The sequence below is a fragment of the Luedemannella flava genome, from assembly GCF_039528515.1.
GTDB classification, from domain to species: Bacteria; Actinomycetota; Actinomycetes; order Mycobacteriales; family Micromonosporaceae; genus Luedemannella; species Luedemannella flava.
The window spans coordinates 1-19,346 of record NZ_BAAALT010000033.1; the positions used below are offsets into that span (position 1 = coordinate 1).

Sequence of the window (19,346 nt, forward strand, 5' to 3'; positions counted from 1 at the left end):
ACCGGCCCGCGTCGGCGCGGCGCGGTCCGCCGGCCGGCGCCGCGTGGCAGTGGCAGCTCACCACGCCCGTCGACCAGAGCGTCGACGTGCCCATCTACGACATCGACGGGTTCGACAACAGCGCCGCCGTGGTGCGGTCGCTGAAGGCGCGCGGGCGCTACGTCATCTGCTACGTGGAGGTGGGCGCGGCCGAGGACTTCCGGCCCGACTACGGCAGATGGCCGGCGTCGGTCCTCGGCAGGTCGAACGGGTGGGACGGCGAGCGGTGGATCGACATCCGCCAGCTCGACCTCATCCGCCCGATCCTCGCGTCCCGCTTCGACATGTGCCGCGACAAGGGGTTCGACGCGATCGAGCCGGACCTGATGGACCACTACGTCAACGACACCGGGTTCCCGATCACCGCCGCCGACCAGTTGCGGTTCAACCGGTTCGTGGCCAGGCTGGCGCACGACCGCGGCCTCGCCGTCGGGCTGAAGAACGACGTCGAGCAGGCGGCGGCGCTCGTGAACGACTTCGACTTCACGGTCAACGAGGAGTGCTTCGCCTTCAACGAGTGCGCGTCGCTGCGCCCGTTCAGCGCGGCCGGCAAGGCGATCCTGCACGTGGAGTACGACCGGCAGCCAGCGCAGTTCTGCGCGACCACCAGGGCGCTGGGCTTCAGTTCGATGCGCAAGAACCTCAACCTCGACGCGCCCCGGTGGCCGTGCTGAGCACCTAACGCACGCCCGCGTTCTCCGGCAGGAACGGCTTGACCGCCTCGTGCAGCACGTCGGCGCTGGTCTTGTGGAGCCGGTCGCCGGTCCACGCCTCGTGCACGGCGACGACGCTGCCGTCGCGCAGGGTGAGGTCCACCCGGATCGGCGAGACCTTGACGATCTTCGCCGACGCGACCTCCTCGAACGGCACGAACCAGCTCTTCGCGGCCAGCTCCGGGACCGGCGCGGAGCGCGCCCACTCGAGGAGGCGGTCCTTGCCGTTGTCCGTGCTCTTCGGGCACGGCCGCATGATCAGTCCATTGTCGAGGATCAGCACGTCGTGTGGCTTGCCGTTGACCGACATGTTGGCCAGGCCGCCGACGATGTCGCCGCCGTGGGCGGTGGCGACCTTGTCGACCTGCACGGCCGCGGCCACGTCGATGCCCAGCGCGGCAAGGTGCGCGGCCGCCCGGTCCAGCGACTCGGGCGCCACGGCCTCGGCCGCGATGGGCTGCAGGTTCAGCGGCTGCCCATCGGTGCGGACGAACTCCGGCCTGCCGGTCCACGAGTGCCGCCAGTACGCCACGTTGGAGCGCACCGCCGCGACCCGCAGCAGCAGCTCCATCGGGTCGGCGAACAGCTTCGCCGCCTCGCGGCGGGTCGCCTCCGGGAAGAACTCGGCCGACAGTTCGCCGATGCGCCCGGCCTGCACCAGGCCGAAGACCGTGGCCAGGCCGGCCTCGCCGCTGCCGGTGAGCCGGGCGGCGGCCCGGTAGACCAGATCGGCCTGGCGCTGCTCCTGCACGAGGACGGCCACGGCGGTGAACTGGTCCCACGGCAGCTGCGTACGGTTGCCGAAGTCGACGGCCTTCGCGGCGACCGCCTCGGCGGCCCGGTCGAACCTGGGGATCAGGCTGGTGGCCGGGCGCGTATCCACCGGCACCGCGACATCGGTCATGCGGTCCATGGCGTAGACGCGCGCCGCGATCGACGGGTGCGAGTCCCAGCGGGACTGCTCGTCCGGCGGCGGCTCCTTGCGCAGCTCGTCCAGCTCGCCGGTGCGGGCGTGCAGCAGGCCGCCGAACCCGCCGAAGAAGTCGGCCGGGGTCGGCGCGTAGCCGGCCTCCCAGCCGGGGGCGATGTAACGGCCCTCGTAGAAGTTCCACGCCATGCTGATGACGGGCAGCTCGCGCAGCGTGTGCTGGGCGACGGCGCGGCCGGCCACCTGGACGGACAGCTCGTCGGCCTCCAGCTCCTGGGTCCGGTTCACCGCGGCCGCGACCAGCAGGTACAGCTTCGCGTACTGCTTGAGCAGCCAGCCGACGATGTTGCCGGAGAGCTGGCCGACGGTGGCGAGGATCGCGGTCTGGCCCCGGTAGGCGACCGCGCCGAGCTGGGTGTGCCGACCCGAGTAGTGGCCCAGCTCGTGGGCCAGCACCGAGCGCAGTTGGGCCAGGTTCATGGCCTGCAGCAGCGGGATGCCGAGGTAGAGCCGCCGACGTCCACCGATGAGGCCCAGCATGCTGGTGTCCTCGGACACGGCGGCGTTCACGTCGGGCACGAGCAGGATCTCGTCCGGCGCCCGCGTCTGCGCCACGGCGGCCAGCCCGCGCACCAGGTGCCACAGCTCCGGCGCCTGCTCCGGGCTCAGCGGCAGGCCCGGCTCGGGCTCGGGCTTGGCCTTCGCCACCTTCCACAGGGCGACGACCACCGCCACGGCGACCGCGATCGTCAGGAAGCCGAGCTTGGCCGCCCCCGCGGTGCCGGACGTGTTCAGGAACATCAGCACCGATAGGATGCCCAGCCCGACGATGATCCCCAGGGCGAGCACGTAGAAGCCCACCAGCATGAGCACGGACAGCGCCGCACGCATGGACCTAGCCATGACCCGTTTCCTTCTTAAGAGAGGTTGTCGCGCACGTAGTCGCGCATGTCCTTGAAGTTGGTCACCGCGTCGTCCGCGAGCTGGCTCCACGGCCACGAGGTGACGAGGTTGTCGCCGATCTCGCCGAAGCAGCGGTCGGCCGCCCCGTACAGGTCGGCGACGCAGAAGGCGAAGCAGAACGTGTTGAGCAGCAGCGGCGTGCGCCGGGTGCGCTGGTAGTCCGGGTGCCAGATCGACTGGTGCGCGGCCGCGAGGATCTCGTCGCCGATCTCGGGCTTCTCCAGGTACTCGTGGCCGTCGTTCTCCCACATCTCGAGGTGCGCCTCGACGATGAGGAACGGCAGGTCGGTGCCCGGGAACTCGGCGGTGCGCTGGCGGGCGAACTCGAACATCTGCTCGTGGCTGCCCGACCACTTGCGCATGAGGCCCTGCATCATCTGCCGGTTGCCGCCGAAGTGGGTCGGCTCGGCGGCCACGAGGCCGTAGAACCGGCGCCACCGTTCCTCGGCGTCCACCTGCCGGGCCCGGCCCAGCGTGATGAGCCCCTGCCACGCGTCGGCGTTGCGCGGCTCGCGCTCGACCACCTCGTCGAGGCAGTCCTCGGCCTGACGCAGGCGGTCGAACCAGATCTTCCAGGCATCCTGGGAGACGGTGCTCGCGCCGCCGGACCCGCGCGCCTCCCACGCCCAGCGGATGTACCGCGAACCCTTGAGCAGCAACGGCAGCGTCGAGTCGCGCTCGGCGGCGACGACGTCGTTGATCCAGAGCTGCAGGTTGGGGTCGTCGAGCACGACGCTCATGAGCCACTGGCGGTCGTTCGAGGTCATCGGCGTCGTGAGGACCGACCGGATCGTGGGCCAGTCGCGCGCGGCGACCGCCGCCTCCAGCAGCCGGCCCGTCTCGTCACCCAGCAGCGGGTCGATGACGACCGTCTCGACCTCCGCCGCCTTCTTCTTGAACAACCGCATGGCGCGGCAGCATAACGGAGCCACCCGACAACCCGCTGCCCGCGCCGACGCGGAAGATCCCTACTCGGAACATACCGGACAACCGTCACGCCACCCGGGTCCGGATCGCGTTATGGCGCCATAGGTAGGTAATTCGGGCTCGCATTCCAGCGCTATGGCGCCCTAACGCGGTTAAGGGCGTACCACTGGGAGGTTTCCGTGGCGTGGGTGGGGTGGAAGCCGGCCTTGTGGAGGACGTTGTGAGAGGCGACGTTGTCGAGGTCGGGGTCCGCGGCGATCCGGGTGACACCGGGCTGGGCCAGGCCGTGGGCGACGAGGGCGCGCAGCGCCTCGGTCGCGTAGCCGCGGCCGCGGGCCTGGGGCACCAGGCCGTAGCCCACCATGAGCTCGCCGTCGGCGTCGGGCGGGCCGTAGAACCCGATCGTGCCGACGATCTCACCGGTGACCCGCTCGGCGATGAACCAGCTGCCGAACACGTCGTGCGGCGCACGCACCCACATACGGGCCGCGTCCTGGTCATCCTCGCGCGGGAAGCCGTCCGCCCACGGCAGGTCGCCGCGCTCGCCGGACACGGTGGCCGTCGCCGTGGCCACCGTGAACGGGCTCAGGTCGAGCCGGTCGGTCGAGATCATCCGGCCAGCCTAGTGCCACCGCGCACGGCGTCAGTCGCAGGTGCTGTACGGCGGGCAAGCATCCGCGGCGTCGGAAATCGAACACGCCACGAACCCGAAGATCGAGAGGAAGACGAGAACGACCACGCCCGAGATGACATGCCCCACGAGGTTGCGGTTGGAGGCCTGTTGGGCCATGTTGGTCAGCTTCGGATCGAGGCCGACGCGCAGGCTGACGTCCGGCGGGGCGGCCGGCCTCGGCGGCACGGCGGACGTGGCGGGCGCGTCGCCGTCCAGCAGACGCTTCTTGGCCTGGGTGTACTCCTCCGCGGTGAGCGCACCTTCCTTGTGCAGCTGGCGCAGCTTCTCGAGCTCGTCCGCCAGACTCATCCGCGTATCCCCCTGTATCACTGGTAAGACGATCCAGGGTAACGGCCGGCGCCAACCGCCGCGCCGATCCGGCGGTCAGCGGTCGGCGATCCGGTCCAGGACCGGCTTGACGTCGAGCACCGGGGTGCCGTCGAGGGCCTCCAGGCGGCTGACGCGCATGCGGGTGCCGTCCAGGGCGAGGATCGTGACGCGGTGCAGGCCGATGGGGTTGGGGCGGTCGGGCGAGCGGGTCGCGAAGACGCCGGCCGGCGGGCGGGTCAGGTCGCCGCGTGGGTGCACGACGAGCGTCCCGCGGTCGGCGCGGTCGAGCCAGGTCAGCAGGAGGACCTCGGCGCCGGGCGCGAGCCCGCCCAGCGCCTCGACCACCGCGTCCTCAAAGACCACGACCGCCTCGGGCGCGCCCTCGTCACCCTGCCGGGGCGCGTCGGCACGGTCGCGGAGGGACGACTCGACCCGACCGACGGCGTTGACGGCAAACGACATGCGGGCAGGTTAGTTCTTGCGGGCCAGCCCACCGACGAACGTGTGGTACGTGTCCGTCTGGGCCGCCGGCGCCGCATCGGGATCCGGCCGCCACTCGGGCAGCGGGACGATGCCCGGCTCGAGCAGCTCGGTGCCGGCGAAGTAGGTCAGCAGCTCCTCATGGGTGCGCCACCGGCCCGTGCCCAGGGTCTCGTTGAAGAGCTTCTCGACCTGGCGCGCCTTCGCGGAGGCCTCCGGGTGCGCCGGGCCGGGATCGCGGAAGTGCGAGATCGCGAGGTAACTGCCGGGGGCGAGCGGCGCGCACAGCGCGGCGGCCACGCCGGCCGGGTCCTCGTCGTCGCTCAGGTGGTGCAGGATCGCGAACAGCAACATGCCCACGGGCTGCGAGAAGTCGATGCGGGACGTGACCTCGGGGTGTTCCAGGATGCTCTGCGGCTGCTTCACGTCGGCCTGGATGACCGTGGCCGTCGTGGCGTTGTCGAGCAGGGCGCGACCGTGCGCGAGCACCATCGGGTCGTTGTCGACGTAGATCACCCGGGCGTCCGGCGCGTACGCGCCGGCGATCTCGTGCACGTTGCCCTGGGTGGGCAGGCCCGAGCCCACGTCGATGAACTGCCGGATGCCGGCCTCGACCACGAGGTAGCGCACAACCCGGCGCAGGAACGCGCGGTTGGCCTGCCCGGCCGCCGGCCCGTCCGGCGTGATCTTCAGGGCCATCTTGCCGACCTCGCGGTCGATGGCGAAGTTGTCCTTGCCGCCCAGGAAGAAGTCATAAACGCGGGCGACGCTGGGGCGGGTCGCATCTACGCCCGGCGGCGCCGGCTTGTCATCGGTCACGCACCGTAGCCTAGGCGCACGCGCCTCATCCGTCCACAGTGGTTACACGATCATCGTCAGCCGTGGGGGGCAGGGCCGGTCGCGACGCCGTCACGCCATCGGCGATGAGCCACTGCGCGGCCAGATAAGTGATCATCACCAGCAGATCCGCGCCGGGCGGGCGGGGCAGGTCAGCCAACCGCAGCGCGAGCAGCGCGTCGGAGACGAAGAACAGCGCACCGCCCAGGCCGACGACCGGCCCGAGGCCGACCGAGAGGGTCGCCGTCGCGGTGAGTAGCAACGAGTAGAGCGCGACGGCGACCCGCAGGTCGCCGAGGCCCGACCACATCACCGCGACGAGGCCCAACCACACCACGCAGTACGCCGCGACGAAACCCCACCGCCCGCGCATCACGGCGGCAGCGCCCCGGCGGACGAACAGGGTGACGTAGCAGACGTGCGCGGCGGCGAAGAACCCCATGCCCAGGATGAACAGGCCGTCGAACTGCAGGGCGACGTCGCCCAGCCACGACAGGAGCAGGCCGGCCACGAGCAGGCCGGGCGCGCGGCGGGTGGCCGCCCAGCCGGCGAGGCTCGGCATGAGCAGCGTCTTGGTGACGAGGTCGAGCCAGCCGATCGACGCCGCGAGGGCGACCAGGTGCGTGGCCGAGACCGCGCAGAACAGCACGAGCAGGGCCCGGGACAGGCGGTCACGCATGGGTCAGACGTCCTTTTCCGTAAAGCCGGGCGGCGCGACCACGGACAGCAGCCGCGCCCGCCAGCCCTTCGCGTCGCGCACGTCCCGCGCGATCGACGCGTACTCGTGGACGGCCACCCGCACCGGGTTGTACGTGGAGATGTTCTTCGTGAGCCCGTAGACCGGCCGCGCGACCTCGGGAGCGAACGTGCCGAACATCCGGTCCCAGATGATCAGGATGCCACCGAAGTTGCGGTCCAGGTAGCCGCCCTGCGAGGCGTGGTGCACCCGGTGGTGCGAGGGCGTGTTCAGGGCGAACTCGAACGGGCGCGGCAGCCTGCCGACCCGCTCGGTGTGGATCCAGAACTGGTACACGAGGTTCACCGACTGGCAGAACGCGAGCGCGACGGGGTGCACGCCCAGCGCGATCATCGGCAGGTAGAACAGCCAGCTGGTGAAGCCGGTCCACGGCTGGCGCAGCGCGGTGGAGAGGTTGAACCGCTGGCTGGAGTGGTGCACGACGTGCGAGGCCCACAGCAGCCGGACCCGGTGGTGGGTGCGGTGCGACCAGTAGTACAGGAAGTCCTGCGCCAGGAGGCACGCGAGCAGCGCCCACCAGACGACCGGAATGCGCAGCGGCGTGACCGCGTACAGGCCCGCGTAGACGAGGGCGGGCAGCAGGCCCCAGAGCATGTCGAAGACGAGGCTGCCCAGCCCCATCGACAGGCTGGTGGCGGTGTCCCTGCCGCCGTAGCCCACCTCGTCGTCGTCCGGGTGGAGCCGGTACGAGATCGCCTCCAGCGCGGTGAGCAGCACGAAGGCCGGGATCGACCAGAGGACGACGTTGGGGAGCTCGGGCACGCCCGGGATCGTACGAATATTTCTCGCTTTTGAGAAGGCCGAGGTCAGGGCACCACGACGACTTTCCGGCGCCCACCAGCCCGGCACAATCTGCGCACTCGGCAAAGTTTCGCAGTGTGCACTAGATTACCGGACAGGACGGCACCGCAGGCACTATCGTGACTGCCCGTGGAGACCGTCCCGACGTTGCGCGACCGCAAGAAGGCCGCGACCAGCGAGGCGCTGCACCAGGCCGCTATGCGCCTGGTGCTGGAGCACGGCCTGGAGCACGTCACGGTCGAGGCGATCGCCGAGGCGGCGAACGTCTCCCGGCGCACGTTCTCCAACTACTTCGCCAACAAGGAGGACGCCCTCCTCTACGGCTACCGACGCTCGGTCAGCCAGCTCCTCGGCGCCCTGCGCGCCCGCCCCGTCGACGAGCGGGCCTGGCCGGCGCTGCGGGCCAGCGGGCCGGCCATGTACGAGGCCATGGTCACGGTCGACCCGGAGGGCATCACCCGCTGGCGGATGATCCGCAAGCACCCCACGTTGCTCGCGGCGCAGATGGCCCTGCACGCCCAGTTCGAGGCCGACCTCGCGGCCGAGCTGGCGACCCGCACCGACGACCCGTTCGCCGCGCGCCTCATGGCCGCCTCGTTCCTCACCTGCGCCCGCGTCGCCGTGCAGTACTGGCTGGAGCACCCCGAGTCGGACACCCTGGCGAGACACCTCGACCGCGCGCTGGCGCTGGTGGGCGCCGATTTCGCCTGACCGGCGTGTCGATGCCACGCTCGTTCGGCCCGGTGAGCAGGGTGGGGACATGCACAACCTGATGTCGGCCGCTGCCGCCGCGGTCCTCACCGTCGCCCCGACCCCGCCGGCGATCCCGGTCACCACGGTCGCGGTCGCCGTGACGGTGCACATCGTCGACAAGGGCCTCGGCACGCCCAAGGACGAGACATTCAACATCCCGATGCGGGTGGGCCAGGGCATGAACGCCATGGGTTTCCAGTCGTTCGCCTGTTCGGCCGGGGACGTCCGGGTCGACTTCGGCGTGTTCATCCGGCGCACGCGTGCGCCGGGGACGGTGGACGCACGCCTGACAGCGTCGTTGTACGAGGGCGGCCCGGCCTGCAGCACCACCGACTTCGAGGGCGGCGCCTTCAACGCGTGGGAAGCGGTGCCGGCGAACAGCAGGGCCCAACGGATACTCGCCGTCGGCGCCGTCCCGGGGACCGGTGACTACGCCGAGGTCCGGGCCATCTTCGTCAACAACGGCTGACCCCTCAGGCGGCGAGCGTCTCCGGGGTGGCCACGACGGGACGCTCCGTGGGCGTACCCACGGGAGTCTCCGCGACGCGGAGCTGGGGCGCGCCGACCTTGAGTAGGACGACGGCGACCGCGCCCGCGCCGGTCAGGACCGCCGCGACCAGCGGCAGGCCGGCCGCGCCCCACGTGTCGGTCACGACCGCGCCGAGCAGGGCGCCGCCGCCGATGCCGACGTTGAAGGCCGAGGCGTTCAGCGCCGAGGCCGGGTCGCCCGCGCCGGGGGCCGCGCGCAGCGTCACGGTCTGCAGCAGGGCCGGGACGGCGCCCATGGCGACGCTGGCCAGGGCCACCGCGGCCAGCGCGGCGACCGTCGACGAGCGCCCGACCGCGCCGATCGCCATAGCCAGCGCCATGCCGCCGATGGACACGATCAGCGAGGACCGCAGGTGCCGGTCGACGAAGATGCCGCCGAGCACGAGGCCGACCGCGCCGAACACGCCGCCGCCGAACAGCGCCAGCGCGATCTGCCCCTCATCCAGGCCCGCGTTCAGCAGGAACACCGCGATGTACGTGGAGAAGGCGAAGTACCCGAGCACGGTCACGGCCGTGCTGAACATGATCGGCCGCAATCCGGGTAGGCGGAACACCTGCCGCAACGGCACGGGGTTCACGCTGGCGGTGCCGGGCAGCTCGGGCAGCACGCGCAACACCGCCACCAGCAACAACACAGAAACCCCGGCGAGTACGACGAAAGCGACGCGCCAGTTCGTGGCCACGCCCAGCGCGGTGCCGGCCGGGACGGCGAGCAGCACCGACGCCGTCCCACCGCCGGAGACGATCGCCACGGTCCGGCCGACCCGGTCGGGGCTCACCAGCCGCGACGCGTAACCCGCCAGCATCGCCCAGAAGGCGCCGTGGGTGAGGCCGCCGAGCAGGCGGCCGGCGGCCGCGACGGGGTAGTTCGGCGCGACGGCGACGATCACGTTGCTCACGGCGTAGGCGAGCACGGCGCCGGCCAGCAGACGCCGGCGCGGGATCCGGCCCGTGAGCAGGCCCAGCGGGGCCGCGAACAGGGCCACCATCAGGGCGTACCCGGTGACGAGCAGGCCGAGGCGACCCGCCGAGACGTCGAGGTCGCGGCTCATGGATGGGAGCAGGCCGGTGGGGAGCAGTTCGGTGGTGACGGACAGCAGCACCGCGGCGGTCAGCACGGCGAGGCTCGCGACCGGCCAGCGGTTCGGGGCACGCATGGTTCGACGGTAAGCTACGGACCCCTTAATCAGCCTTACGAATTTACGGTGAGCCCGCCCACATCGTCCGACACGAGATCATGGTGGATCCGGCCGTCCAGATCGGACAGGCGGGCGCCCTTGCCGCCCCAGCGCGTCGAGATGATCTCGGCCGCGATACTGATCGCGGTCTCCTCCGGGGTGCGGGCGCCCAGGTCCAGGCCGATCGGCGAGGCCAGCCGGACCAGCTGCTCCTCGGGCACGCCGGCCGCGCGCAGCCGGGCCATCCGGTCGTCGTGGGTGCGCCGCGACCCCATCGCCCCCACGAACGCCACCGGCTGGGCCAGGGCGACCTCCAGCACCGGGACGTCGAACTTCGGGTCGTGCGTGAGGACACAGATCGCCGTCCGCTCGTCGACCCGTTGTCCGGCGACCTCCCTGGCGAGGTAGCGGTGCGGCCAGTCGACGATCACCTCGTCCGCGTCGGGGAACCGCTTGCGGGTCGCGAACACGGGCCGGGCATCGCAGACCGTCACGTGGTAGCCGAGGAACGCGCCCGCCTTCGCCACGGCGGCCGCGAAGTCGATCGCGCCGAACACGATCAGCCGCGGCCGCGGCGCGTACGCGCTGACGAACAGCAGCAGGTCGTCGCCGCGCCGCTCGCCGTCGTGGCCGTAGCGCAGCGGGCCGGTGCGCCCGCCCGCGAGCAGGCCGCGCACGTCGTCGGTGGCCGCGTCGTCGAGGCGGTCGTGGCCCAGCGAGCCGGCGCGGCGGTCCGGCCACACGATCAGGCGCCGCCCCCGCCGGTCCGCTGGGCCGTCGACGCAGGTCACGACCGCGACCGGCTCCGCCGCGCTGATCGAGGCCGCGACGTCGCCCAGCTCCGGGAACGTGGTGCGGTCCACCTTCTCGACGAACAGGTCGATGATGCCGCCGCAGGTCAGGCCGATCGTGAAGGCGTCGTCGTCGCTGATGCCGTAGCGCTGCAGGACCGGCTCGCCCGTGTCCTTCACGTCCTGGCAGAGCTCGTAGACCGCGCCCTCCACGCACCCGCCCGACACGCTGCCCACGGCCGTGCCGTCCGGGCCCACCAGCATCGTCGCGCCGGACGGGCGGGGCGAGCTGCGCCAGGTCGCGACGACCGTGGCCATGCCGACCGGTTGGTCGGTTTTCCACCAGGAGAGGAGCTCGTCGAGAACGTCGCGCACGCGCCAACTATGACCCTTGATGGGACATTCGCGCCAGGGGTGATCAGCTGGGCTCGGGAACGTCCAGGTCAGTGTCGTCGGAGCAGTCCTCGCACGCCACGGCGACCACCTCGGCGGCGCGGGCCGTCAGGTAAGCCCGGGCGCCGACATCGGCCGTCGCGAGGGTCGCCACGCCCGCCCAGTGGTCGCGGCCCAGCAGCACGGGGTGACCGCGCCGGTTGCCGTACGTCGCGGTGACCAGGGCGTCGGGGCCCGCCTTCGCGCTGACGCGGCGCACCGCCTCCGCGGTGACGCCGGGCGTGTCCACCAGCAGCACCACGACGGCCTGGGCGTCGGTGCCGGCGAGCGCGGTCAGGCCCGTCTTGAGCGACGACGCCATGCCCGACTTCCAGCCCTCGTTGTCCACTATGGTCGCGTCGCCGAGCTTCGCCTCCGCGCGCACCTCGGCCGACGACGCCCCGAGCACCACGATGATCGGAGCGCAGCCTGCCTCGCGGGCGGTGGCCACCGCCCGTTCCACGAGCAGCTCACCGTCCCGTCGGACCAGCGCTTTGGGCCCGCCGTAGCGCTTCCCACCGCCCGCGGCGAGCACCAGACCTGCCACGCTCAGCTTCGGCACTCCCATGTTGAGGACACATCCCGGATCAGCCTTTCAGCAGAGTAGTCGCCGAAGCGGATCATTTCCATCCGTCCGGTGGAGACCGCTACGGTTGCTGGATGCAGCACTCGCACTGCTCGTACTGTGGCCACCCGTACGTCGTCGATTCGCCCTGGCCACGCGTCTGCGCCGGCTGCGGCGAGACCACGTGGAGCAATCCCCTGCCGGTGGCCGTGGTCCTGCAGCCGGTCAGTTATCCCGACGGCACGACCGGTGTCGTCGCGGTGCGCCGCGACATCGAGCCGTTCCGCGGCGAGCTGGCCCTGCCCGGCGGGTTCATCGAGACGGGCGAGTCGTGGCAGGAGGCCGCGGTGCGCGAGCTGCTGGAGGAGACCGGGCTCGAGGCGTCCGCCGCCGACGTGACGCTGTTCGCGGTGCACAGCTCGTTCAACGGCCGCTCGCTGCTGGTCTTCGGCCTGCTGCCGACCCGGCCAGCCGACGGGCTGCCGGAGTCCGCGCCCACCGAGGAGGCGACCGAGTGGGTCGTCCTCACCGCGGCCCGGGAGCTGGCGTTCCCCACCCACACCGAGGCCATGGCGGACTTCTTCAACGGCCGTCACTTCGCGTCGGCGTAGCAGTCGACGATCGCGACGCCGAGCGGGAAGCGCACCGGGGTCGCGCCGAACAGCAGGCGGCTGGCGCGTTCGGCCGCCTCGCGCAGCGCGTCCGCGGTCGCGGCGGCGTGCTCGCGTGGGCAGTGCACGATCACCTCGTCGTGCTGGAAGAAGACCAGCTCGGCGTCTGCCGGCAACGCGGTGCGGACCAGGGCGAGCAGGGTCAGCGCCCACTCGGCGGCCGTCGCCTGGATGACGAAGTTGCGGGTGAACCGGCCCCGGGCCCGCTCCCGGGCCGGGGTGCGCTCCTCCGGGCCGGGCGGCGGGCAGGTGCGGCCCAGCCAGGAGCGGACCAGGCCGCCCGCCTCGCCGGCGCGCGCGGCGCGCTCGACATAGTCCCAGGCGACCGGGAAGCGTTGGCGCAGCGCGGCCAGGGCGGGCACGGCGTTGCCGCCCGTCTGCCCGTACATGGCGCCGAGCAGCGCGAGCTTGGCCTGCGCGCGGTCGGTCGCGAACGCCTCGGCGGCCAGCGCCGCGTAGAGGTCGCCGCCCGCGCCGGCACGGGCCAGGCCGTTGTCGCCCGCCATGGCGGCGAGCACCCGGGGCTCCAGCTGGCCCGCGTCGGCCACCACGAACGCCCAGCCCGGGTCGGCCACGACCGCGCGGCGCACCGCCTTCGGGATCTGCAGCGCACCGCCGCCCCGGGTGGCCCAGCGGCCGGACACGACGCCCGCCGGCACGTACTCCGGGTGGAAGCGCCCGTCGCGCACCCACGTGGCGCGCCACGACCAGCCGTGCGCGGTCCAGATCCGGTACAGCTCCTTGAACTCCAGCAACGGCGCCACGGCCGGATGGTCCACGCTCTTCAGGACCCACGCCCGGGTCGACGGCAGGACGATACCCGCGCGGGAGAAGGCGCGCAGCACCTCGGCGGGGGACTCCGGGTGCAGGCGCGGATCGTGGAAGAGCTCCCGCAGGGTGGTGGTCAGCTCGACCAGCCGGCTCGGCGGCGCCCCCGCGATGGACGGCGGGTCGCCGAGCAGCTCGCGCAGCACGTCGTCGTGGGCGCGCCCGCTCCAGGGCAGCCCCACGTGCCCCATCTCGGCGGCGATCAGCGCCCCGGCGTTCTCCGCCGCCACGAGCAGCCGGAACCGCCCCGGCTCCGGCCGCGCCGCGATCGCGGCGTGCTGCGCGGCGTAGGTCTCGACGAGCGCGTCCAGCGGGTCGGCGTCGATCATGGGCGCCTGCTTCGGGGTCTCGAACAGCGCGACCTGGTCACCGGCCCCGCCCGCGCCGACCGGTGCGTCCGGGACCGGGTCCGGCGGGACGGGGCGGCCATGGCGTCGCGCCCAGCTGGCGGCCACGCTACGCGGCTCGCCCCACCGCCCGTCGTAACCCAGCAGCAGGGCCTCGGTCAGCTCCGCGTCGTGGCATCGCCCGACCCGCCGCCCGTTCGCGAGCAGCGCGGGATAGACCTCCGCGGTGCTCCCCCACAACCACCGCACCCCTTCGCCGTCACGGCGCCCGATCTCGGCGACGAGATCATCGACAGCTTCGGCAGGTTGTTCGGGCCGGCCGTCCTCGCGCAGCACCCGCAGCCGCCCCCGGCCGCCGTCCGTCACTACCGCCGCGACCAGCACCCCCGCATTCTCACCTGCGGGTACGACATCGCGCGGGCCACGGTCGCGAAACCACCGAACCTGCGGGTTAAGCGTTTTCGACCGGCCGCCCTGGCCGCGAAACCCGCAAGCTTCGTGACGAGGGGGTGCGGCGGGTGCCCGACGCCGCCAGAAATACACACGTGCGGCCAACGCTCCACGCGCCCGCCCCGCCAGAAGTGCACATGTGACGAAGGCCCCCGCGCCGCCCCGCCAGATGTTCACATGTGGCGGGCCTACGGAGGGTGCGCCCCGCCAGATGTTCACATGTGGCGGGCCTACGGAGGGTGCGCCCCGCCACATGTGAGCATCTGGCGAACTCGGAGGTGCCGGGGCCCGCCAACTGTGCGCATCTGGCGGAGTGCCAGGCGGGAAGCCCCGCCACATGTGCACAGATGGCGGGGTCGACCGACGCCGAACCCCGCAAACTGTGCACGTCTGGTCGCCTGCGGTTGTCCGGCCCCGCTACTTGTTCACATGTGTCGACCGCGGTGAACCATCGCCGCCCCGCACAAGGTCAACGCCAACCACGAGCGACCCTTGGCGGTGGATCCGCCCCCAGACCCCGCCGAATGCGCCCCTTGGCGGCACGTGTAGCCGCCGTCGCCGCCTCACTGCGGAACCCTTTGTCGCGCAGAAGCGCCAGCGCGAGAGGCGCGATGCGCGCGGCGCTGGAGGGGCGCGGAGCGGGAAGGGTCGGCGCGGGACGCGCCGCGTGCGGGCGGGAAGGGTCGGCGTGAGGCGGCGCGGGACGCGGCGCGTGCGGGTGACCCTGGTGCGACAGCGACGGCGTTGGCGCCGCCGCACCCGGGAGCCGCTCCGCTAGCCCTTCACCGCGCCGGCCGTCAGGCCGGCGGCGATGTTGCGCTGGATCACCAGGAAGAAGACCACCACGGGGATCGACGTGATCAGCGCGGAGGCCATCATCGGCCCCCAGAACGTGCCCCGCGAGGTCTGGTTCGAAACGAGCCACGCCATCAGGTTCTGGTGGTCGGGCCGGTTCACCGTCTGGATGATGATGAACTCGTTCCACGCCTGGATGAAGCCGTAGATGGAGGTGGCGACCAGGCCCGGCCCGGTCAGCGGCAGGATCACCCGGTAGAACGTCTGCCAGCGGGTGCAGCCGTCGACCAGCGCCGCCTCGTCGAGCTCGCGCGGGATGTTCGCGATGAAGCCGCGCAGCGTCCAGACGGTGTACGGCAGGAACAGCACCATGTACAGCGTGGTGATGCCGACGATCGTGTTGGTCAGCTCGATGGCGTTGAGCAGCAGGAAGACCGGGATGAGCAGGGCGATGAACGGCACCATCTGCACCATCAGGATGACGACGATGAGCGCCTTGCGGCCGTAGAACCTGAACCGCGCGATGGCGAGCGCGCCGAGGAAGCCGACGACGATGGCCGAGGCGGTGGCCAGCAGCGTGATGATGAGGCCGTTGCGCAGGTCGAGCAGGAAGTTCGGCGCGTTCAACGCGGACTTGATGTTGTCCAGTGTCGGGTGCTGCGGGAAGAAGTGCGGCTCGAACGTCAGGATCTCGTTCGCCGGCTTGAACGCCGTATTGATCATCCAGTACGCCGGGAAGATCATGACCACCGCGACGATGATGCCGGCGGTGTTGGCGAAGAAGCCGCCGATGCGGGTACGGCCGACGACCTGGTTGCCCATGTCGTCACCGCGCCGACCACGGGACCGGCGCGGGGAGGACGCGCTCGTGATAACCGCCATCAGTCCTGCTCTCCGATCTTGAACATCTGCCGGACGTAAAAGATCATCACGCCGAGCATGAGGAGCACGGTGATCACCGCGATCGCGGAGCCGACGCTGTACTTCGACTGACCGAACGCGGTGAGGTACGAGTAGGTGCTCAGCGTCTGGAACGAGAGCTCGGGCTTGCCGTTGCGCACCACCCAGATCTGGGTGAAGACCTGGAAGTCCCAGATGACCGACAGGGTGGTCACGATGCCGAGCAGCGGGCGCAGCACCGGCAGCGTCACCGCGCGGAACACCTGCCACGGGTTGGCGCCGTCCACGGTGGCCGCCTCGGTCAGCTCCTTGGGCACCTGCGACATGCCGGCGAACAGGGTGACCGCGAGGAACGGCAGCGCGCCCCACACGACGATGCCGGCGATGACGATCCAGCCCTGCTTGGGGTCGGCGAACCAGCTGTGGTTGTGGAAATCCACGCCGGGGATCTGGTCGATCATCCAGTTGACGACGCCGAAGTTCGCGTCGACGAGCCAGAGGAACACCTGCGAGGAGACGAGGCCGGGCATCGCCCAGGCCAGCATCATGGCCACCACCATGGCGGTACGCACGGGCCTGGCCACCCGGCGCATGAGCAGCGCGACAACCAGGCCCAGCAGTACGGACACGACGACGGCGACGGCGGTGAACACGACGGTGCGCGTCACCACGGCCCAGAACTCGGTGTCCTGGAAGATCTTGGTGTAGTTGTCGAACCCGATCCACGCGGGGTCCTCGCCGCGGATGAGCTGCCGGTGCCGCATGTCCTGGAACGACAGCACCACCACGCGGAAGAGCGGGTAGCCCAGCAGCGCGACCAGCGCCACGACCGCCGGGGCGATGAGCAGGTACGGGGTCGCCTGCTCGCTCGAGAAGAGCCGGCGGCGCCGGGGGGTGGCCGGTTCGCCGTCGATGAGGCCCGCGCCGGCGTCGGCACCGCCGAGGGCGGCTGAGCCGCCGGCAGGTGCCACCACGTCCGTACCCGTGGGGCCGCTGACCACAAGGTTCTCCATCGCTTGTTTCCCCTTACCGCCGGGAAGAGTGTGCGTGGCCCGGCGGGCGGCGGCGTTGCCGCCACCCGCCGGACGCTACGCGGGTTGATCCGTTACCGCAGTGGTCAGCTCTGGTTGAGCGCCGCGGTGATCTTCTCGTCCGCCGCCTTGGTGGCGTCGGCGATCGTGGCCTTACCGGTCACGATGTCCCGCAGCATCTGCACCAGCACGCCCTGCTGCTCGACGTCGGCCCAGTGCGGGGCGACCGGCACGAACCAGCTGGACTTGGCGGCGTTGGCCGCGGCGGCGTTGTCGGGCTTGGTCGCGATGACCTCGTCCATCAGGTTGGTCGCGTTGGGCAGGGCGCCCTTGGCGATCAGGCCCTTGTTCGCGGTGGAGTCGGTGAAGTACTTCAGCCACTCCTTGGCGAGCTCCTTCTGCTTGCTCTTCTCGGTGACCGCGAGGTCGGAACCGCCGAGGAAGCTCGGGATGCCCTTGCCGGCGGTCGCGCCGGGCAGCGCCACCGCGGCGACCTTGCCCTTGACGGCGGTGTCCACCAGCGGCGAGTTGGCGTCGTTGGGGTCCTTGCGCTGCTGCTGCACCGCGCCGAGCTCCCAGCCGTTGCCGTACAGCATGGCCGCGTGACCCTGCGCGAAGATCGCGTCCTGGTCGGCCTCGTCCTTGGTGACGTCACCCTTCGAGTACTTCTTGACCAGGTCGGCCCACTTGGTGAGGCCGGCCTGCGCCTCCGGGCTGGACAGCGTGCCCGTCCACTTGCCGCCGTCGTTCTTGGCGATCGCGCCGCCCTCGTTGTAGACCCACGACATGGCCGCGTACCAGTTGGCGCCGGCCATGTAGAACGGCGCGAAGTTCTTGTCGGACGCGTTGTCGGTCTTCAGCTTCTCAGCCGCCGCGAGGAGCTCGTCGTACGTCGTCGGGGCCTTGAGGCCCGACTTCTCGAACAGGTCCGTGCGGTAGATCAGCACCCGGGCGCCGGCGTAGTACGGCGCGCAGTAGCTCTTGCCCTCGTACTCGCAGGCGCCGGAGAGGCCGGTGAGCCAGTTCGCCGAGTTCTCGAACTTCGACTTGTCCAGCTCGGCGAAGGCGCCGTCGAAGACGTACTTCGACATCTGGGTGTTGCCCAGCTCGACCACGTCCGGCACGTCGCTCGACGCGAGCGCGGTGTCGAGGTTGGTGAGGACGGTGCCCCACTGCTGGTACTCGACCTTGACGTCGCCGCCGGTGGCGGCCTTGTAGCGGGCGGTGGCGTCGTCGACGACGTTCTGCCAGCCCGACTGCGCGTCGACCATGAGCCAGACCTTGATGGTCGTGCCCTTGCCGTCGAGGGGGTTCTTGGTGGACTCGCCGCCCTTGTCGTCGCCGCCGCACGCGGCCGCACCGAAGAGCGTCGCAGCGAGAACCGCCGCGATCGCGACCTTTCGCCTCACGCCATCCTCCTTTGGATGTTGTCGTCGCCCCGGCCGTGTAACCACGTGCCGTGGGGGTTTGCGCCATGTCGGGGAGTCAGGGGTTCCCGGGGGAACTCTTAACTCACCTTTCAGATAAGAGTCTTAACTGTTTCGGAGCAAACATCCTCCGTGACGGGCGTCTCTGTCAAGGGACCTGAGGCGAGAAACAAAACTGTTACCTCGACGGGGGACCGTCCCGGGGAGCCCCAATTCTGCCTGTGACCTGGGGCAACTTTCCAGTGACAAATGCCGCAGAGCTGGGCATGTCAGCCGTCACAGTCAGCGCCCAACTTTAGGGGCAAACCGCTCGCAACGCCCAGCCGGCAGCAAAGACCCGGGACGGTCACACGCCGTCGCGGGTGAGCTCCCAGAAGGCGACCGCGGCCGACGCGGCGACGTTCAGCGAGTCGACGCCGCGATGCATCGGGATCACCACACGGACGTCCGCGGCGGTCATCGCGGCCCGGCTCAGGCCCGCCCCTTCGGCGCCGAACAGCAGCGCCGGCCGCTTGCGCGCCGTCGCGTCAAGTTCGTTGATGGGTACGCAGTCGGGGGCCGGCGTCATCGCGATCACCGTGAACCCGGCGACCCGCACCTGGTCGAGCCCGGCCGGCCACGGTTCCAGGCGCGCGTAGGGGATGGCGAAGACCTCCCCCATACTCACCCGGACGCTGCGCCGGTACAGCGGGTCCGCGCACGACGGGGACAGCAGGATGCCGTCGATGTCCAGCGCTGCCGCACCTCGGAAGATCGCACCAAGATTCGTATGGTTGTTCAGATCTTCCAGGATGGCGATCCGGCGGGCGGGGCCGAGGACGTCGGCGAGCAGGGGCAACGGCTTGCGCCGGAAGCTGGCGAGCACGCCGCGATGGACGTGGAACCCGGTGACGGCCGCCATGACGTCCTGGGACGCCGCGTAGACCGGCGCGCCGTCGAGCGGCAGATCGGCGAGCTGGTCGACCCGTTTGGCGTCGATGAGGACCGACCGGGCGGCATATCCGGCGCGCAGCGCCCGGCGCAGCACCAGCTCGCCCTCCGCGATGAACAGGCCGTGCGGTGGCTCCCACCGGGTCCTCAGCTCGACGTCGGTCAACGCCCGGTAGTCGCCGAGGCGCTCGTCGTCGGGGTCGGAGATCGGCGTGGCGAGCATGCCCCATTCTCTCCGGCGGACGCCGACG

The 19,346-nt window shown here is 71.1% G+C and carries 20 protein-coding genes; 4 read left to right on the forward strand and 16 right to left on the reverse strand.

From position 1 onward, the window contains the following. Positions 1 to 713: endo alpha-1,4 polygalactosaminidase (locus tag ABD211_RS06625; RefSeq protein ID WP_344127306.1), on the forward strand; the 713-nt coding region annotated here is incomplete at its 5' end. Between the two features lie 4 nt (positions 714 to 717). Here the strand turns inward: ABD211_RS06625 and ABD211_RS06630 are convergent. From ABD211_RS06630 to ABD211_RS06665, 8 genes are all read right to left on the reverse strand, one after another. Then, entirely contained in the window at positions 718 to 2,583 is a 1,866-nt protein-coding gene (locus tag ABD211_RS06630; protein WP_344127307.1) for a M48 family metalloprotease, read from the reverse strand. Between the two features lie 14 nt (positions 2,584 to 2,597). Next, on the reverse strand, positions 2,598 to 3,551 hold the full coding sequence (locus ABD211_RS06635) for a hypothetical protein (RefSeq protein ID WP_344127309.1): 954 nt from the start codon (positions 3,549 to 3,551) through the stop codon (positions 2,598 to 2,600). A gap of 152 nt (positions 3,552 to 3,703) precedes the next feature. Continuing rightward, positions 3,704 to 4,183, reverse strand: coding sequence for a GNAT family N-acetyltransferase (locus ABD211_RS06640; RefSeq protein WP_344127311.1), 480 nt, complete (start codon positions 4,181 to 4,183; stop codon positions 3,704 to 3,706). 30 nt (positions 4,184 to 4,213) lie between these two features. Continuing rightward, the gene (locus ABD211_RS06645; protein ID WP_344127313.1) at positions 4,214 to 4,552 is read right to left on the reverse strand and encodes an SHOCT domain-containing protein; all 339 of its coding nucleotides are present in this window, start codon (positions 4,550 to 4,552) and stop codon (positions 4,214 to 4,216) included. Positions 4,553 to 4,627: 75 nt separating this feature from the next. Next, on the reverse strand, positions 4,628 to 5,035 hold the full coding sequence (tsaA, locus tag ABD211_RS06650; RefSeq protein ID WP_344127315.1) for a tRNA (N6-threonylcarbamoyladenosine(37)-N6)-methyltransferase TrmO: 408 nt from the start codon (positions 5,033 to 5,035) through the stop codon (positions 4,628 to 4,630). A gap of 9 nt (positions 5,036 to 5,044) precedes the next feature. Next, a complete protein-coding gene (locus ABD211_RS06655; RefSeq protein WP_344127317.1) occupies positions 5,045 to 5,872 on the reverse strand; it encodes an SAM-dependent methyltransferase in 828 nt (275 codons plus the stop codon). 25 nt (positions 5,873 to 5,897) lie between these two features. Next, positions 5,898 to 6,569, reverse strand: coding sequence for a lysoplasmalogenase (locus ABD211_RS06660; protein WP_344127320.1), 672 nt, complete (start codon positions 6,567 to 6,569; stop codon positions 5,898 to 5,900). Positions 6,570 to 6,572: 3 nt separating this feature from the next. Then, positions 6,573 to 7,409, reverse strand: coding sequence for a sterol desaturase family protein (locus ABD211_RS06665; protein WP_344127323.1), 837 nt, complete (start codon positions 7,407 to 7,409; stop codon positions 6,573 to 6,575). 168 nt (positions 7,410 to 7,577) lie between these two features. Here ABD211_RS06665 and ABD211_RS06670 point away from each other — a divergent pair, with 168 nt between their 5' ends. Next, positions 7,578 to 8,159 carry a TetR/AcrR family transcriptional regulator gene (locus tag ABD211_RS06670; protein ID WP_344127326.1) on the forward strand — a complete coding sequence of 194 codons (582 nt, stop codon included), beginning with the start codon at positions 7,578 to 7,580 and terminating at the stop codon, positions 8,157 to 8,159. A gap of 49 nt (positions 8,160 to 8,208) precedes the next feature. Beyond that, the gene (locus ABD211_RS06675) at positions 8,209 to 8,670 is read left to right on the forward strand and encodes a hypothetical protein (RefSeq protein ID WP_344127328.1); all 462 of its coding nucleotides are present in this window, start codon (positions 8,209 to 8,211) and stop codon (positions 8,668 to 8,670) included. Positions 8,671 to 8,674: 4 nt separating this feature from the next. Here ABD211_RS06675 and ABD211_RS06680 read toward each other — a convergent pair whose 3' ends face one another. Genes ABD211_RS06680 through ABD211_RS06690 form a run of 3 tightly spaced genes read right to left on the reverse strand, consistent with a single transcriptional unit; the run spans position 8,675 to position 11,719 of the window. Beyond that, complete coding sequence (locus tag ABD211_RS06680; RefSeq protein ID WP_344127330.1) at positions 8,675 to 9,907, reverse strand: MFS transporter; 1,233 nt, start codon at positions 9,905 to 9,907, stop codon at positions 8,675 to 8,677. A gap of 35 nt (positions 9,908 to 9,942) precedes the next feature. Further along, positions 9,943 to 11,094: an XdhC family protein gene (locus ABD211_RS06685; protein ID WP_344127332.1), complete on the reverse strand. Its 1,152-nt coding sequence runs from the start codon at positions 11,092 to 11,094 to the stop codon at positions 9,943 to 9,945. Between the two features lie 43 nt (positions 11,095 to 11,137). Beyond that, the gene (locus ABD211_RS06690; RefSeq protein WP_344127334.1) at positions 11,138 to 11,719 is read right to left on the reverse strand and encodes a nucleotidyltransferase family protein; all 582 of its coding nucleotides are present in this window, start codon (positions 11,717 to 11,719) and stop codon (positions 11,138 to 11,140) included. A gap of 92 nt (positions 11,720 to 11,811) precedes the next feature. Here ABD211_RS06690 and ABD211_RS06695 point away from each other — a divergent pair, with 92 nt between their 5' ends. After that, positions 11,812 to 12,327, forward strand: coding sequence for an NUDIX domain-containing protein (locus tag ABD211_RS06695; protein WP_344127336.1), 516 nt, complete (start codon positions 11,812 to 11,814; stop codon positions 12,325 to 12,327). Here the strand turns inward: ABD211_RS06695 and ABD211_RS06700 are convergent. The 5 genes from ABD211_RS06700 to ABD211_RS06720 all read right to left on the reverse strand — a co-directional run bounded on the left by ABD211_RS06700 (position 12,309) and on the right by ABD211_RS06720 (position 19,318). After that, positions 12,309 to 13,943: a bifunctional 3'-5' exonuclease/DNA polymerase gene (locus ABD211_RS06700; RefSeq protein WP_425560367.1), complete on the reverse strand. Its 1,635-nt coding sequence runs from the start codon at positions 13,941 to 13,943 to the stop codon at positions 12,309 to 12,311. The two genes, ABD211_RS06695 and ABD211_RS06700, sit on opposite strands and share 19 nt — an antisense overlap. Positions 13,944 to 14,786: 843 nt before the next feature. Further along, positions 14,787 to 15,629 (reverse strand): carbohydrate ABC transporter permease, encoded by an 843-nt coding sequence (locus ABD211_RS06705; protein ID WP_344127338.1) that lies wholly within the window; start codon positions 15,627 to 15,629, stop codon positions 14,787 to 14,789. A 59-nt stretch (positions 15,630 to 15,688) separates the two neighbouring features. Next, positions 15,689 to 16,720 (reverse strand): carbohydrate ABC transporter permease, encoded by a 1,032-nt coding sequence (locus ABD211_RS06710; RefSeq protein ID WP_344127340.1) that lies wholly within the window; start codon positions 16,718 to 16,720, stop codon positions 15,689 to 15,691. Between the two features lie 104 nt (positions 16,721 to 16,824). Continuing rightward, positions 16,825 to 18,147 (reverse strand): extracellular solute-binding protein, encoded by a 1,323-nt coding sequence (locus tag ABD211_RS06715; protein ID WP_344127342.1) that lies wholly within the window; start codon positions 18,145 to 18,147, stop codon positions 16,825 to 16,827. A 364-nt stretch (positions 18,148 to 18,511) separates the two neighbouring features. Beyond that, complete coding sequence (locus tag ABD211_RS06720; RefSeq protein WP_344127344.1) at positions 18,512 to 19,318, reverse strand: TrmH family RNA methyltransferase; 807 nt, start codon at positions 19,316 to 19,318, stop codon at positions 18,512 to 18,514. Between the last annotated feature and the right edge of the window lie 28 nt (positions 19,319 to 19,346).